General features: G+C 71.6%; 14 protein-coding genes and 1 tRNA gene. 9 read left to right on the forward strand and 6 right to left on the reverse strand.

Annotated features, from left to right (window positions below):
- Positions 1 to 12 precede the first annotated feature (12 nt).
- A complete protein-coding gene (locus ACIP64_RS08545) occupies positions 13 to 333 on the forward strand; it encodes a DMT family transporter (RefSeq protein ID WP_401583224.1) in 321 nt (106 codons plus the stop codon).
- Between the two features lies 1 nt (position 334).
- Here the strand turns inward: ACIP64_RS08545 and ACIP64_RS08550 are convergent, their stop codons facing one another.
- Positions 335 to 2578, reverse strand: coding sequence for a transglycosylase domain-containing protein (locus ACIP64_RS08550; protein ID WP_401583091.1), 2244 nt, complete (start codon positions 2576 to 2578; stop codon positions 335 to 337).
- Between the two features lie 311 nt (positions 2579 to 2889).
- Here ACIP64_RS08550 and ACIP64_RS08555 point away from each other — a divergent pair, with 311 nt between their 5' ends.
- Genes ACIP64_RS08555 through ACIP64_RS08565 form a run of 3 tightly spaced genes read left to right on the forward strand, consistent with a single transcriptional unit; the run spans position 2890 to position 5462 of the window.
- On the forward strand, positions 2890 to 3690 hold the full coding sequence (locus tag ACIP64_RS08555) for an ABC transporter permease (protein ID WP_401583225.1): 801 nt from the start codon (positions 2890 to 2892) through the stop codon (positions 3688 to 3690).
- A complete protein-coding gene (locus tag ACIP64_RS08560; protein WP_401583093.1) occupies positions 3683 to 4486 on the forward strand; it encodes an ABC transporter permease in 804 nt (267 codons plus the stop codon). Before ACIP64_RS08555 ends, ACIP64_RS08560 begins: the two co-directional genes overlap by 8 nt.
- A gap of 7 nt (positions 4487 to 4493) precedes the next feature.
- The gene (locus ACIP64_RS08565) at positions 4494 to 5462 is read left to right on the forward strand and encodes an ATP-binding cassette domain-containing protein (RefSeq protein ID WP_401583095.1); all 969 of its coding nucleotides are present in this window, start codon (positions 4494 to 4496) and stop codon (positions 5460 to 5462) included.
- Between the two features lie 36 nt (positions 5463 to 5498).
- On the opposite strand, the gene ACIP64_RS08570 is transcribed toward ACIP64_RS08565, so the two are convergent.
- Together ACIP64_RS08570 and ACIP64_RS08575 are read right to left on the reverse strand one after the other, a co-directional pair.
- Positions 5499 to 6611 (reverse strand): aminotransferase class V-fold PLP-dependent enzyme, encoded by a 1113-nt coding sequence (locus ACIP64_RS08570; protein WP_401583096.1) that lies wholly within the window; start codon positions 6609 to 6611, stop codon positions 5499 to 5501.
- Positions 6612 to 6675: 64 nt separating this feature from the next.
- Positions 6676 to 7989: an SGNH/GDSL hydrolase family protein gene (locus ACIP64_RS08575; protein WP_401583097.1), complete on the reverse strand. Its 1314-nt coding sequence runs from the start codon at positions 7987 to 7989 to the stop codon at positions 6676 to 6678.
- Positions 7990 to 8167: 178 nt separating this feature from the next.
- On the opposite strand from ACIP64_RS08575, the gene ACIP64_RS08580 reads away from it, so the two are divergent.
- From ACIP64_RS08580 to ACIP64_RS08600, 5 genes are all read left to right on the forward strand, one after another.
- Entirely contained in the window at positions 8168 to 9475 is a 1308-nt protein-coding gene (locus ACIP64_RS08580) for a DUF445 domain-containing protein (RefSeq protein WP_401583098.1), read from the forward strand.
- A 226-nt stretch (positions 9476 to 9701) separates the two neighbouring features.
- Positions 9702 to 10559, forward strand: a complete 858-nt coding sequence (locus ACIP64_RS08585) for a fumarylacetoacetate hydrolase family protein (RefSeq protein ID WP_401583100.1) — start codon at positions 9702 to 9704, stop codon at positions 10557 to 10559.
- 194 nt (positions 10560 to 10753) lie between these two features.
- Entirely contained in the window at positions 10754 to 11329 is a 576-nt protein-coding gene (locus ACIP64_RS08590; RefSeq protein ID WP_401583102.1) for an HNH endonuclease, read from the forward strand.
- Positions 11330 to 12205, forward strand: a complete 876-nt coding sequence (locus ACIP64_RS08595; RefSeq protein ID WP_401583103.1) for an HNH endonuclease signature motif containing protein — start codon at positions 11330 to 11332, stop codon at positions 12203 to 12205.
- Between the two features lie 51 nt (positions 12206 to 12256).
- Positions 12257 to 12339, forward strand: a tRNA-Leu gene (locus ACIP64_RS08600).
- 48 nt (positions 12340 to 12387) lie between these two features.
- Here ACIP64_RS08600 and rdgB read toward each other — a convergent pair.
- Genes rdgB through rph form a run of 3 tightly spaced genes read right to left on the reverse strand, consistent with a single transcriptional unit; the run spans position 12388 to position 14224 of the window.
- Positions 12388 to 12996, reverse strand: a complete 609-nt coding sequence (rdgB, locus tag ACIP64_RS08605) for an RdgB/HAM1 family non-canonical purine NTP pyrophosphatase (protein WP_401583104.1) — start codon at positions 12994 to 12996, stop codon at positions 12388 to 12390.
- A gap of 16 nt (positions 12997 to 13012) precedes the next feature.
- Positions 13013 to 13420 carry a hypothetical protein gene (locus ACIP64_RS08610; RefSeq protein WP_401583106.1) on the reverse strand — a complete coding sequence of 136 codons (408 nt, stop codon included), beginning with the start codon at positions 13418 to 13420 and terminating at the stop codon, positions 13013 to 13015.
- 57 nt (positions 13421 to 13477) lie between these two features.
- Complete coding sequence (rph, locus tag ACIP64_RS08615; protein ID WP_401583107.1) at positions 13478 to 14224, reverse strand: ribonuclease PH; 747 nt, start codon at positions 14222 to 14224, stop codon at positions 13478 to 13480.
- Positions 14225 to 14291: the final 67 nt, after the last annotated feature.

A 14291-nucleotide genomic window follows, 5' to 3' on the forward strand; every position in this document is an offset into this window, starting at 1 on the left:
GAGGTGCTCGTCGTGGCATGGGTCCTGCTGTGTCTGGCCGGCCTGCTGGAGGTCGGCTGGTCGGTCGGCATGAAGTACACCGACGGTTTCACCCGGCTGTGGCCGAGCCTGGGCACCGGGTTCGGCATCGTCGCCAGCATGCTGCTGCTGTCGTACGCGGCGAGGACGCTGCCGATCGGCACCGCCTACGGGGTGTGGGTCGGGATCGGGGCGGCCGGGGCGGCGGTGCTCGGCATCGTGGTGCTCGGTGAGCCGGCGACCGCCGCCCGGGTCTTCTTCATCTGCCTGCTGCTGGTGGCCGTCGTCGGGCTGAAGGCGACCTCCGGTCACTGAGCTACTGGAAGCCGCCCCCGCCGCCTCCGTCGTCCCCCCCGACCGGGCCGCCGATCGGCAGCTCGGCGCCTCCGGGGCCGCCCTCGCTCGGCGGCGGGGAGCTGCTGGCCGGCGGCTCGGACGGGGACTGCGGCGGCTCCGACGAGGTCGGCGGCCCACTGGTCGTGGCCGGCGGCTCGGACGGGGTCTGCGGGGGCTCCGAGGAGGACGGCGGGGCGGAGCTGGCCGGCGGGGCCGAGGTGGCCGGGGGCTCCGAGGCGCCGGGCTCCAGCCGCAGGTGGAAGCCCTCCACCGGGGTGCCCTTCAGCGCGCCCGCGGTGTACTGCGCCCAGATCTGCGTCGGGAAGCCGCCGCCGTTGACCCGGTCCAGGCCGGTGGTGCCGTACAGCTGCTTCTGGGCGCCGGTCTGCGAGTCCTGCCCCATCACGGCGACCACGGTGGCCAGGTTCGGGGTGTACCCGGCGAACCAGGCGGCCTTGTCCTCCTCCGCCGTGCCGGTCTTGCCCGCGGCGGGGCGGCCGGAGGCCTGGGCGGCGGTGGCGGTGCCGCCCTGCACCACCGAGCGCAGGATCGAGGTCGTGGTGTCGGCCGCCTCCCGGCTGACCGCCTGCCGCGGCGCCCGCTCGGGCAGCCTCAGGTCCTCGCCGTTCTTGGTGACCTTCACCACCATGGTGTACGGGATGTACCGGCCGTGGTTGGCGAGCGTGGCGTAGGCCTGGGCCATGTCCAGCGGGCTGGCCTCCATGGTGCCGAGCGCCATCGCCGGGGTGCTGACCAGCTTGACCTGCTCGGGGACACCGAGCGCCCGCACCGTGCTGTTGACGTCGTCCGCGCCGACGTCCTGCGCCATCTGGGCGTAGACGGCGTTGACGGACTTGTCCATGGCGCGGGTGACGGTGATCGGCCCGTAGGAGACGTCGTCCTCGTTGGCCGGGGCGTAGCCGGTGCGGCCGTTGGGGCCGACGACCTCGCGCTTGTTGGTGCCGTCGTAGGTCGTGTACGGCGTGATGCGCCGGCCGCCCTGCGTGGTCGAGTCGTTCTGGACGGCCGAGGCGAAGATGAACGGCTTGAAGGTGGAGCCGACCTGGTAGTCGCGGCGCGTCGCGTTGTTGACGAACTGCTTGGTGTAGTCGATGCCGCCGTACATGGCGACGACCTTCCCCGTCGCCGGGTCGATCGAGGCACCGCCGGCCCGCACGTACTGGTCGGTCTTGTGCGCCTTGGGGTCCAGCTTGTCCAGGAGCTGCTCCTCGGCCGCCTTGACGAAGGCGTCCTCCTTCTTGCGGTCGATGCTCGTGGTGATGCGGTAGCCGCCGGAGCGCAGCGTCTCCTCGTCGAGGATGTGCGCCGAGGCCAGGTAGTCCTTGACCGCCTCGACCAGGTAGCCGCGCTGGCCGGACAGGCTGGTGGCGGGCTTGGCCTTCAGCGGGGTCGGGAACCTCAGCGAGGCGCGCTCGGTCCCGCTCAGCCAGCCCTCCTTGACCATGCCGTCCAGGACGTAGTTCCAGCGGGCCTGCGCCTGCGTCCGGTTCTCCGGGTGGGCGATCACGTCGTACTCGCTGGGGGCGTTGAGCAGCGTGGCGAGGTAGGCGCCCTCGGCCGTGCCGAGTTGGTCGGCGTCCTTGCCGAAGTAGGCCTGGGCGGCGGCCTGGATGCCATAGGCGTTGCGGCCGTAGTAGCTGGTGTTGAGGTAGCCCTGGAGGATCTCGCTCTTGCTCTTCTCGCGGTCGAGCTTGATCGCGATGAAGAACTCCTTGGCCTTGCGGACCGCCGTCTGGTCCTGGTTCAGGTAGTAGTTCTTCACGTACTGCTGGGTGATGGTCGAACCGGACTGCTTGCCCTTGCCGGTGACCGTGTTCCAGGCCGCGCGGATCATCGCCTTGGGGCTGACCGCGGACTCGTTGTAGAAGTTGCGGTCCTCCGCGGCGAGCGTGGCGTACTGGGCGGTTTTGGCGATCTGGCCGAGGTCGACGTTCTCCCGGTTGACCTGGCCGTCGCGTGCCAGCTGGCTGCCGTCGGAGTACAGGTACACGTTGCTCTGGGCGACCGCCCCCGCGTTGGCCTTGGGGATCTCCACCAGCTGGTACCCGATGACGAAGGCCCCGGCGCAGGCCAGCACGACCAGCAGGAAGGTGCCGACCACCGTCTTCCAGCCAGGGATCAGTCTGCGGATTCCGGTGCGCTTCGGCTTCTTTCCGGACGGCGCGGTTCCCCCGCCGCCGGGGGAAGCGTTGCTGCTGCTCATGTCTGTACTGACTCCTCCGCGGCCGCCGAGGGTTGTGCCGCGGCGGAACATCTTGGGTCAATCGTGCCGTACGACCCGGCGGACACTCACGCACCTTCGGGACAAAACGGTGCAATAGCGCGCGTCCGTGACAGGGCTGTGACAGCTCTGGAGCACACCGCGGACCCCACCACGGAGTGAAAAACCCGTGGCAGCGCGTGACGGCGGCCGGTAGCGTCGTGCGCTTGCGCCCGCTCCGGACGGCACGGACCGGGCCCGGCAAGAACAGCACGAACAGCATGAACGGCACGAACGGGAAGGTCGGGAGCAGGATGCGCCTGTACGCCGCCGTGGCGGCGAGCGGCTTCCGCCGGCACGCCACCTACCGGACGGCGACCGTGGCCGGGATCTTCACCAACACGGTCTACGGCTTCGTCATCGCCTACACCTACATCGCCCTCTGGGACGAACGACCCCACCTCGGGGGGTACGACCAGTCCATGGCGTTGACGTACGTCTGGACCGGCCAGGCACTCATCGCCGCCTGCGCACTGCTGGGCGGCGGCTTCCAGGACGAACTCATCGACCGCATCCGCAGCGGCGACGTCGCCGTCGACCTGTCCCGCCCCGCCGACCTGCAGGCCTGGTGGCTCGCCGCCGACCTCGGCCGGGCCGCCCACCAACTGCTCGCCCGCGGCGTGGTACCGATGGCCTGCGGCGCCCTCGCCTTCCGCCTCGCCCTGCCCACCTCACCCCTCACCTGGGCGTTCTTCCTGCTGTCGGTGCTCCTCGGGGCCGTCGTCAGCTTCGCCCTGCGCTACCTGGTGGTCCTCAGCGCCTTCTGGCTGCTCGACGGCAGCGGCGTGGTCACCGTCGCCTCGCTCGCCACGATGTTCTTCTCCGGCATGCTGCTGCCGCTCAACGCCTTCCCCGCGGCCCTGGGCGCCGTCGCCCGCGCGCTGCCCTTCTCCTCGCTCCTCCAGGTCCCCGCCGACATCCTGCTCGGCCGCAGCACCGGCACGGCACTCGCCGGCAGCCTGGCCTTCCAGGCGGGCTGGGCGGTGGCCCTGCTCGGCGCCGGCCGGCTCCTGCAGTCCGCCGCGACCCGCAAGGTGGTGGTCCAAGGTGGCTGAGGCACTGCGCACCTACGGACTCGTCGTGGGGATGTGGATCCGCTCCACCATGGCCTACCGCGCGTCCTTCGTGATGACCGCGCTCGGCAACTTCGCCGCCACCGCACTGGACTTCGTCGTCATCCTGCTGATGTTCTCGCAAGTGGACAGCCTCGGCGGCTGGAGCCTCCCCGAAATCGCCCTGCTCTACGGCACCGCCGGCACCTCCCTCGGCCTGGCCGACCTGGCCATGGGCAGCATGGAACGGCTCGGCAGCCGCATCCGCGACGGCACGCTGGACACCCTGCTGGTACGGCCCGTGCCCGTCCTGGCCCAGGTCGCCGCCGACCGGTTCGCGCTGCGCCGCATCGGCCGCGTCGTCCAGGGGCTGCTCGTGCTCGGCTGGGCGCTGGCCCGGCTCGACATCGCGTGGACCCCGCTGACGATCGTCCTGCTGCCCGTCAGCGTGCTCAGCGGCGCCGCCATCTTCGCCGCGGTCTTCATCGCGGGCGCCGCCTTCCAGTTCTGGGCCGGCGACGCCTCCGAGGTGCAGAACGCCTTCACCTACGGCGGCAACACCGTGCTCCAGTACCCGCCCTCCGTCTTCGCCAAGGACCTCGTGCGCGGCGTCACCTTCGTCGTGCCGCTCGCCTTCGTCAACTGGCTGCCCGCCCTGCGCGTCCTCGGCCGCCAGGACCCCCTCGACCTGCCCGGCTGGGTCGACTTCGCCCCGCCCCTGGTCGCCGCCGCGTGCTGCGCGCTCGCCGGCGCCCTGTGGCGGACCGCCCTGCGTTCGTACCGGAGCACCGGGAGCTGATACCGCCATGACCACCCCCGTCATCGAACTCGACCAGGTCGAGAAGGTCTTCGACGTCCGCCGCAAGACCGGCCTGATGCGCCGCGAACGCCGGCAGGTACGCGCCGTCGACGGCCTCACCTTCAGCGTCCCCGCCGGCGAGATGATCGGCTACATCGGCCCCAACGGCGCCGGGAAGTCCACCACCATCAAAATGCTCACCGGCATCCTCACCCCCAGCGCCGGCCGGCTGCGCGTCGCCGGCATCGACCCCTCCCGCGAACGCGCCCGCCTGGCCCGCCGCATCGGCGTCGTCTTCGGCCAGCGCACCACCTTGTGGTGGGACCTGCCCCTGCGCGACTCCTACGAACTGGTCCGCCGTATGTACCGCATCGAGGCAGCGCGCTACCGCCGCAACCTCGGCCGCTGCGTCGAACTGCTCGACCTCGCCCCGCTGCTGGACGTACCGGTGCGGCAGCTCTCCCTCGGCCAGCGCATGCGCGGCGACATCGCGGCCGCCCTGCTGCACGACCCCGAAGTGCTCTACCTCGACGAACCCACCATCGGCCTCGACGTCGTCAGCAAGGCCAAGGTCCGCGCGTTCCTCCGCGACGTCAACACCGAGCAGGGCACCACCGTCCTGCTCACCACCCACGACCTCACCGACATCGAGCAGTTGTGCCGCCGCGTCATGGTCATCGACCACGGCCGCCTGATGTACGACGGCGGCCTCGCCGGACTGCACGCCATCGGCGAGAGCGAACGCACCCTCGTCGTCGACTTCGCACACGAACTGCCGCCCGTGGAACTCCCCGGCGCCCGCTGCGCCCGCGTCGACGGCCCCCGCCAGTGGATCGCCTTCCCCGCCACCGCCAGCGCGGCACCCCTCGTCGCCGAACTCGCCGCCCGGCACGGCGTCGTCGACCTGTCGGTGCGCGAACCCGCCATCGAGGACGTCATCGCCCGCATGTACGCCACCGGCGGCGCCCCCGTGTGACGCCGCCGGCAACCGCCCAAGGGGAGCCCAGGGGGATCAGCGCAGCGAACCCAGCGCCGCCCGCACCCGCTCCACCGCGCCCGACGTGGTCGACGCGTGCGCCGAGAACCGCACCGAGTCCGTCCGCACCGACGGCGTGACCCCCTGCTCGTGCAGCGCCTTCGCGATCCGCTCCGGATCGGTGCCGGGCACCGCGAACGACACGATGCCCGCCCGCTCCTCCCGCGCCACCGGCGACAGCACCTCGCCGCCCGCCGCGCGCACCACCTCGATCAGCTCGTCCACCCGCCGCGCCACATGCGCCTCGATCGCGGCGACCCCCGACGACTCCACCAGCTCCAGCGCCACCGCGAAGGCCGCCGCCGTCACCGGGCTCAGATTGGTGATGCTCCAACGCAGCGCGTCGGGCGCCGGCGGATGCTCCACATCGTCGAAGACCGCGACGTCCGTCACGCCCGTCCAGCCCGAGAGCGTCGGCTCCAGCCGCTCCAGGGCCCGGTCCGACAACGCGGCGAAACCCGTCGCCCAGCTCGCCCGCAGCCACTTCTGGCCGCCCGCGACCACGACGTCCGCCGCCTGCCACGGCAGCTCCGCGACACCGAACGCCTGCATGGCGTCGACGATCAGCAGCCGGTCGCCGATCACCTCGCGCAGCGCCGCCAGATCGGCGCGGTAGCCCGTACGGAAGTCCACCGCACTGACCGAGACCGCCACCACCTCGTCCGTCAGGGCCGCCCGCACCGCGTCCGCGGTCGGCGCCGCATCCAGCCAGCGCGGCACCGCACGGCCCAGAGCCGCACTGCGCCGCCACGGATAGTGGTTCGCCGGGAAGTCCGCCGCGGGCACCAGGACCGCGCCCCCCGCCAGACCGAACGCCGCGTGGAACAACCCCGTCGAGGCATTGGGCAGCAGCGCCACATGCGCCGCGTCCGTACCCGCCAGCCGGCCCGCCGCCGCCCGCGCCCGCGGCTCCGCCCGCATCAGCTCGTTGACGGTGGTGTGATCCGCCTCGGCGGACTCGGCCAGCGCAGCCGCCGTCGCCGCCAGCACATCCCGCGAGGGCGGCCCGTAGCGGGCGAAGTCCAGATAGCCCTCGGGCTCGGTGAAACGCTCGGCGTAACCGGGCAGACCGCCCGCGAGATCCGTCATCGCCGTCCTTTGAATTGCTCGTGAAGTCCGTGCACACCCCGCCCCGCCCCCGGGCCTCCCCCCGTCACACCTTCGTGGCGGCGGAACCCCGCAGCAGCGCCGGCCGGACGGCCTCGGCCATCCGGCGGTAGCCCGCGTCGCCGGGGTGCAGATGATCACCGGAGTCGTAGCCGGGCAGCATCCTCGTCGGACGGTACGGGTCACGCAGCGCCTTGTCGAAGTCGATCACCGCGTCGTACACCGTGCCCGCCCGGATCGCCGCGTTGACCCGCTCCCGCACGGCCTCCGTCGCCGGACCGTACATCCCGTGGCCCTCGAAGGGCAGCAGCGTCCCGCCGATCACCCGGATCCCGCGCGCGTGACCGCGCGCCACGATCTCCCGCAGCCCGGCGACCACGGCGTCCGCGCTGCCCTGCTGCGGCGGCCGGATGATGTCGTTGATGCCCAGCTCCACCACCATCGTGCGCACCCCCGTCTGGGACAGCGCGTCACGCTCCAGCCGGCGCAACGCGCCCTGCCCCGACCCGGCGAAGCCGTCGCGCAGCACCCGGTTGCCGCTGATGCCCTCATTGAGGACACCCAGCCGCAGCCGCGGATCCGCCGAATCCGACAGACGGTCCGCCAGGTAGTCGGGCCAGCGGTGGTTCGCGCCGACCGAAGAGGCGAACCCGTCCGTGATGGAATCGCCGAGGAACACCACCGAACCCGCCGCCCGCGCGTTGAGGACGTCCACCGCGCTGACATACCGCCAGTACGGGCTCGGCGTCCTGAACGACCGGCCCGAGACCTGCCCGGTGTGCTCCCCCCGCGCCATGAACGAGATCTGCCGCGCCTCCGGATGGAACGTCACCGGCCCCGACGGCAGCGCCGCATACGTCGTGACCAGCAGATCGGCCCGCTCCGGCACCGCCAGTTGCACCGGGTCGCTGACAACACCCCCGCCCACCGGGACCGTCACCGACTCCTGCCCGGCGAACGTCAGCGCCCGCATCGTGCCCCGGACCGCCGCCGCCCCGCCCCCGGCGGACCGCGCCACACTCGCGTGCGCGAACACCAGCGGCGCGGCACCGAACGCATTGGACAGGTGCACCCGCACCGAGACACCGCCGACGCTGGTGCGCACCACGTTGCGGATCGACCATCCGGGGTATCCGTCCGCCGTACCCGGCTCCCCGTCGGCCGGAGCCGCGGACCACGTACCGACCCACGAACCCGCGGCCGCCGGCGCGGCGGTCCCCGCGCCCCCGGCCGCCAGGGACGGACGCCCCGTACGCGCCGAGACGTCCACACGGCCGACGATGACGAAAATCGCCGTCGAAACGACCACCACCAGGGCGGCGAGTGCGGCGAGCAGGGCATAACCGGTCGTTCTGGCCACGCAGTGCTCAACTCCTGGGCAGGGGGGTATCGGAAACCGGCGCGATCCGCCCCCACTCATGATCCCATGGAGAACGCCGGACCTGCCCGTCTGCTCTGTCGGACGGCGGGAACCCGTTGTTCGTTCCAACTGGTGAGTGTGGCGTGCGCAATACGCAAAAGGGAAACGAGGGCAACGGATGGAGAGGACTCCGGTGACCGGAACGGGCCAGAACGCGACTCCGGCGTTCTCCTACAGCCCCGCCGACGAGGGCAGGCGGCGCGGCGTCCGCCGCATGAAGGTGATCGCCACCGGCCTGCTGCTGGCCGCCACCCTCGTGTACGGCCTCGCCAAATGGGCCGAATCCGCGGGCGCCGGCGCCTGGAGCGGCTACGTCGCCGCCGCCGCCGAGGCCGGCATGGTCGGCGCGCTCGCCGACTGGTTCGCCGTGACCGCCCTCTTCCGCAGGCCGCTCGGCCTGCCCATCCCGCACACCGCCATCATCCCCACCAAGAAGGACGCCCTCGGCCGCACCCTCGGCGACTTCGTCGGCGAGAACTTCCTCTCCGAGACCGTCGTCCGCACCCGGCTCCGCAAAGTCGGCATCGCCCACCGCCTCGGCACCTGGCTCGAGGACCCCGAACACGCCGAACGCGTCACCGAACAGGGCGCGGCCGCCCTGCGCGGCGCCCTGACCGTACTGCGCGACTCCGACGTCCAGGCCGTCGTCGGCGAAGCCATCACCCGCCGCGCCGACGCCCAGGAGATCGCCCCCGGCATAGGGAAGATGCTGGAACGCATCGTCGCCGACGGCGGCCACCGCCGGATGGTCGACCTCGTCTGCGTACGCGCCCACGACTGGCTCACCGAGCACGGCGACTCCGTCATGAACGCCGTCCAGGGCGGCGCGCCCGGCTGGACCCCGCGCTTCGTCGACCGCAAGGTCGGCGAACGCGTCTACAAGGAACTGGTGCGCTTCACCGCCGAGATGCGCGACATGCCCGAACACCCGGCACGCGGCGCCCTCGACACCTTCCTCGCCGACTTCGCCACCGAGCTCCAGTCCGACCCCGACACCCGCAGGCGCGTGGAACGGCTGAAGAAGGACCTCATCGAACGCCACGAAGTGCAGGACCTCATCGAGTCCGCATGGGGCTCGGTGCGCGGCATGATCGTCGCCGCGGCCGAGGACGAGCACAGCGAACTGCGCATGCGCGCCCGCGCGTCCCTGCTGTCGCTGGGCGCACGCATGACCGAGGACCCCCGGCTCACCGCCAAGATCGACGGCTGGCTGGAGGACGCCGCCACCTACGTCGTCACCACCTACCGGGACGAGATCACCGCCCTGATCACCGACACCATCGCCGGCTGGGACCCCGAGCAGACCACCCGCAAGATCGAGGCCAACGTCGGCCGCGACCTGCAGTTCATCCGCATCAACGGCACGGTCGTCGGCGCGCTCGCGGGCCTGGTCATCTACACGGTGTCGCGAGTCCTCGCGGGATAGCGACAGCCAGACATCGGAGGAATCCCCGGGCCCATTGCCTCGGAGTTCCACACGCCGCACGCTCCACCGCCCGGACCGCCGCCGAGCACGCCCGGCCGCACCGTCCGCACCCTGGGCAGGGGGTTGCGGGCGGCACCCCCTCCGCTGGAGGATCACCCAAGACCTCCGATGACCGTCCCCATCGGAAACGAACCATCCGCCCTCCCTCGACCCACCGGAGAGTCTCGTGAAGCTGCTGCGAGTCGGCCCCGCCGGAGCCGAACGCCCGGCCCTTCTCGACCAGGACGGCGTCCTGCGCGACCTGTCCGCCCTCACCCCCGACATCGACGGCACCCTCCTCGCCGACCCCGCCGCCCTCGACCGCATCCGCGAGGCCGCCGAAGCCGGCACCCTGCCCGCCCTCGACGCCGACGACCTGCGCACCGGCCCCCCGCTCGCCGGCATCGGCAAGATCGTCTGCATCGGCCTCAACTACCACGACCACGCCACCGAGACCGGCGCCGCCATCCCCAGCGAGCCGATCCTCTTCATGAAGGCCCCCGACACCGTCGTCGGCCCCGACGACACCGTCCTCGTCCCCCGCGGCAGCCTCAAGACCGACTGGGAGGTCGAACTCGCCGTCGTCATCGGCCGCGAACTGCGCTACGCCGCCTCCCCCGAGGAGGCCCTCGCCGCCGTCGCCGGCTACACCGTCGCCCACGACGTCTCCGAACGCGCCTTCCAGATCGAGCGCGGCGGCCAGTGGGACAAGGGCAAGAACTGCGAGACCTTCAACCCCCTCGGCCCCTGGCTCGTCACCGCCGACGACGTCCCCGACCCGCAGGCCCTGGCCTTGCGGCTGTGGGTCAACGGCGACCTCAAGCAGGACGGCACCACGGCCGACCAGATCTTCCCGGTCGCCGAAGTGGTCCGCTACCTCAGCCAGTTCATGACCCTCTACCCCGGAGACGTCATCAACACCGGCACCCCGGCCGGCGTCGCCCTCGGCCGCCCCGAGCCCAAGCCGTACCTCCGGGCCGGCGACGTCGTCGAGCTCGAGATCGACGGCCTCGGCCGCCAGCGCCAGGTCCTCAAGGACGCGTAGCCCTCCCGGCCCTCCCCGAAGGGCGCCCGGCGCGACGCGCGCCGGGCGCCCTTCGGCCTTTCCCGGACGGCGTAACCGTCGTACGAACGGGTCATTATTCCGTGCGAAAGTGCAACACCAGATCGCATGGGGGATATGTGGCAGTCAGGTACACACGGGAGCTCGTCGAACGGGCGGTCGCGGATTGCCGGTCGTTGTCGGAGACGATCACCGCGCTCGGCGGGACACCCACGAACGGCAGCCGCGCCTACCTGCGCAAGCTGCTCGCCACCTGGGAGATCGACTGCACGCATTTCGAGCAGGAAGGGGTCCGCCACACCGAGCAGCGGCTACGAGCCGTCGTCCGGGAGTCGACGAGCATCGCGGACGTCGTGCGCCGGCTCGGCATCAGCCCGGTCGGCGGCAACCAGGCACACATCGGACGCCGCATCGCCCGACTGGGCATCGACACCTCGCACTTCACGCCGAACGCCGGGCCACGCCGTCCGCGGGTTCGGCTGGCGGATCGGCTGGTGCTCGGCACGCCGGTGGACGGACGCATCGCCAGCCACCGGCTGCACCGGTATCTGCTCAGCAGCGGCGTCCGGGACAGATGCGCGATGTGCGGTACCGGACCCGAGTGGAACGGCCGGCCCCTGCGTCTGGAGGTCGACCACGTGAACGGGGACTGGTGGGACAACCGCCCCGGGAACCTGCGGCTCCTCTGCCCCAACTGCCATGCGGCCACGGACACCTATCGCGGCCGAAAGCGTCCGGGGGCGGTCCGGTAGATGTCGCGCCTCTACGACAGCCCGGGCTACACCCGGGCCTCCCTCTCGCGCTGTGCGGCGGAGTCCACCAGTCTCGTCGACATGCTCCGGCGGCTCGCTCAGCCGCTCGGCAGCGGTCCTCTGGGCTATTTGCGGGAGCGATTGAAGCACTACGGCATCGACACGAGCCATTTCGTCGACGAACCGCTGCCCCGCAAGCAGCCCCGCAGGTACACAAAGGAGATCCTCGAGGATGCCACGTCCCGCTGCGGTTCCATCCGGGAGATCCTGGAGCACCTGGACGTGGCCCCGTACGACAGCGCCTACCGGCACATCGCCCGCAGGCTCGCCCATTTCGGCGTGGACACCTCCCATTTCTCTCAGCCCGCGACGAGCGGGCCCAGAGTGATCGGCTCTGACGAACTCCGCGCGGCGGTCAACGGGTCGACGAGCCTCGCCGGCATCATCCGGAGCCTCGGCCTGCCCGACAACGGGACGTGCAGGAGGAGGATCAAACGCGCCATCGCGGAACACGGGCTGTCCACCGCGCACTTCACGGGGCAGGCGCACGCCCGCGGCATCCCGTCGCAGAGGCGCAAGCCCGCGGAGGACATCCTGCGGCGGCTCGACGCCGGCAGTCCACGCACGAGCCGTCGCCAGCTCCACAGGGCATTGCAGGAAGTGGGCCTGGCCTACGTGTGCGGCGCCTGCGGCACGGGTCCCGTGTGGCAGGGCCTGCCCATCGCGTTGGAGATCGATCACGTCAACGGTGACCGGCTCGACAACCGGATCGGCAATCTCCGGTACCTGTGCCCCTCCTGCCACAGCCAGACCGCAACTTTTGCCGGGCGCGAGCCTCGGGCGACCGTGGGGCGGATGCCGGACCAGCAGATGTGAGGTCAACGGCACGGCTGTGGAGACGCCGAGCCAGTACCATATAGGCGGCTGGTGGCCGTGGCGGAATGGCAGACGCGCGCCGGTTTAGGTCCGGGTGAGCTTCGCTCGTGTGGGTTCGAATCCCACCGGCCACACCTCCAGAAAGGGCCACGTCGGTCGCTCCGACGTGGCCCTTCGCCTTTTCACCCCACCAGTTCCCGCACCACCGGCACCAGCCCCCGGAAGGCCTGGCCGCGGTGGCTGATGGCGTTCTTCTCCGCCGGGGTGAGTTCGGCGCAGGTGCGGGACTCGCCCAGCGGCTGGAGGATCGGGTCGTAGCCGAAGCCGCCGGTGCCCTCGGGGGTGAAGCGCAGCGTGCCCAGGAGGCGGCCCTCGACGACGTGTTCGGTGCCGTCGGGGAGGGCGAGGGCGGCGGCGCACATGAAGTGGGCGGCGCGGTGGGGGGTGTCGATGTCGGAGAGCTGGGCGAGGAGGAGGGCGAGGTTGGCGCGGTCGTCGCCGTGCTTGCCGGCCCAGCGGGCGGAGAAGATGCCGGGGGCGCCGCCGAGGACGTCGACGCAGAGGCCGGAGTCGTCGGCGACGGCGGGCAGGCCGGTGGCCTGGGCGAGGGCGTGGGCCTTGAGGAGGGCGTTCTCGGCGAAGGTGACGCCGGTTTCCTTGACGTCGGGGATCTCGGGGTAGGCGTCGGCGCCGACGAGTTCCACGCCGAGTCCGGCGTCGGCCAGGATGGCGTGGAGCTCGGCGACCTTGTGGGCGTTGCGGGTGGCGAGGACCAGACGGGTGTGCGGCATGGTCCGATTATCCCGGTCAGCCGGGGGCGCAGATCTTGGTGAGTCCGGCGGCGGCGTCGGCGACGGGAGTGACGTCGGGGGTCCGGCCGGCGTCGGCGGCGTCGCGGGCGTTGTCGACGGCTTTCTGGAGGTCGTCGACGGCCTTGGTGACGTCTGCGTTGTCGGTCTTGTCGCCGAGGGTGGCCAGGTGGTCGGCGATCTGGTCGAGTGCGGTGGCGGCACTTTGCGGGTCGTTGCCCGCGTTGCTCACCGCGTTCTGGAGGTTCTGGACGTCGCCGGCGACCTGGGCGGCGACGGTGGCGCAGTCGAGGGCCTTGTCGACGGCGTCGATGGCGTCGGCGGCGCCGCAGCCGGTGAGGGCGGCAGCGCCGAGGGCGGTGGCGGCGGCGAGTGCGGCGAGGCGGCGGCGGGTGCGTGAGTGCATGTCAGTACACACGCACCGGACCGCCGCCCGGGTTGCGTTCCGCAGACCTGTTCTTGGTCAGTTCTTGGTGGTCTGTTCGAGCTCTTCCAGTGCGGCGCGCTGCAGGGCGTCGAGTTCGGCGCAGCCCGCGACGGCCAGGTCGAGCAGGGAGCCCAGTTCCTTGCGGTCGAAGGGCTGGCCTTCCGCGGTGCCCTGGACCTCGACGAAGCGGCCGTCGCCGGTGCAGACGACGTTCATGTCGGTCTCGGCGCAGACGTCTTCCTCGTAGCGGAGGTCGAGCATGGGGACGCCGTCGATGATGCCGACGCTGACGGCGCTGACGGTGCCGTTGAGGGGCTGGGCCTTGGCGCGGAGGAGTTTGCGGCCGTGCATCCAGGTGACGGCGTCGGCGAGGGCGACGTAGGCGCCGGTGATGGCGGCGGTGCGGGTGCCGCCGTCGGCCTGGAGGACGTCGCAGTCGAGGACGACGGTGTTCTCGCCGAAGGCCTTGTGGTCGATGACGGCGCGCAGGGAGCGGCCGATGAGGCGGGAGATCTCGTGGGTGCGGCCGCCGATCTTGCCGCGTACGGATTCGCGGTCGCCGCGGGTGTTGGTGGCGCGCGGGAGCATGGAGTACTCGGCGGTCACCCAGCCTTCGCCGCTGCCTTTGCGCCAGCGGGGCACCCCTTCGGTGACGGAGGCGGTGCAGAGGACCTTGGTGTCGCCGAAGGAGACGAGTACCGATCCTTCGGCGTGCTTGCTCCAGCCGCGCTGGATGGTGACGGGGCGGAGCTGGTCGGGTGTGCGGCCGTCGATACGAGACATGGCGACGAGCCTAGTCGTATGTGCGCCGCGGGCCCGTGCCGGTTGCGGAACGGGCCCCGTGCGGGTG

The sequence above is a fragment of the Streptomyces sp. NPDC088733 genome (assembly GCF_044751185.1).
Lineage (GTDB): Bacteria > Actinomycetota > Actinomycetes > Streptomycetales > Streptomycetaceae > Actinacidiphila.

Coding starts and splice junctions, on each gene's coding strand:
- ACIP64_RS08565 (WP_401583095.1), top strand. CDS start 4,494: ATGACCACCCCCGTCATCGAACTCGACCAGGTCGAGAAGGTCTTCGAC.
- rdgB (WP_401583104.1), bottom strand. CDS start 12,996: ATGCCGCACACCCGTCTGGTCCTCGCCACCCGCAACGCCCACAAGGTC.
- rph (WP_401583107.1), bottom strand. CDS start 14,224: ATGTCTCGTATCGACGGCCGCACACCCGACCAGCTCCGCCCCGTCACC.
- ACIP64_RS08570 (WP_401583096.1), bottom strand. CDS start 6,611: ATGACGGATCTCGCGGGCGGTCTGCCCGGTTACGCCGAGCGTTTCACC.
- ACIP64_RS08555 (WP_401583225.1), top strand. CDS start 2,890: ATGCGCCTGTACGCCGCCGTGGCGGCGAGCGGCTTCCGCCGGCACGCC.
- ACIP64_RS08610 (WP_401583106.1), bottom strand. CDS start 13,420: ATGCACTCACGCACCCGCCGCCGCCTCGCCGCACTCGCCGCCGCCACC.
- ACIP64_RS08580 (WP_401583098.1), top strand. CDS start 8,168: ATGGAGAGGACTCCGGTGACCGGAACGGGCCAGAACGCGACTCCGGCG.
- ACIP64_RS08550 (WP_401583091.1), bottom strand. CDS start 2,578: ATGAGCAGCAGCAACGCTTCCCCCGGCGGCGGGGGAACCGCGCCGTCC.
- ACIP64_RS08595 (WP_401583103.1), top strand. CDS start 11,330: ATGTCGCGCCTCTACGACAGCCCGGGCTACACCCGGGCCTCCCTCTCG.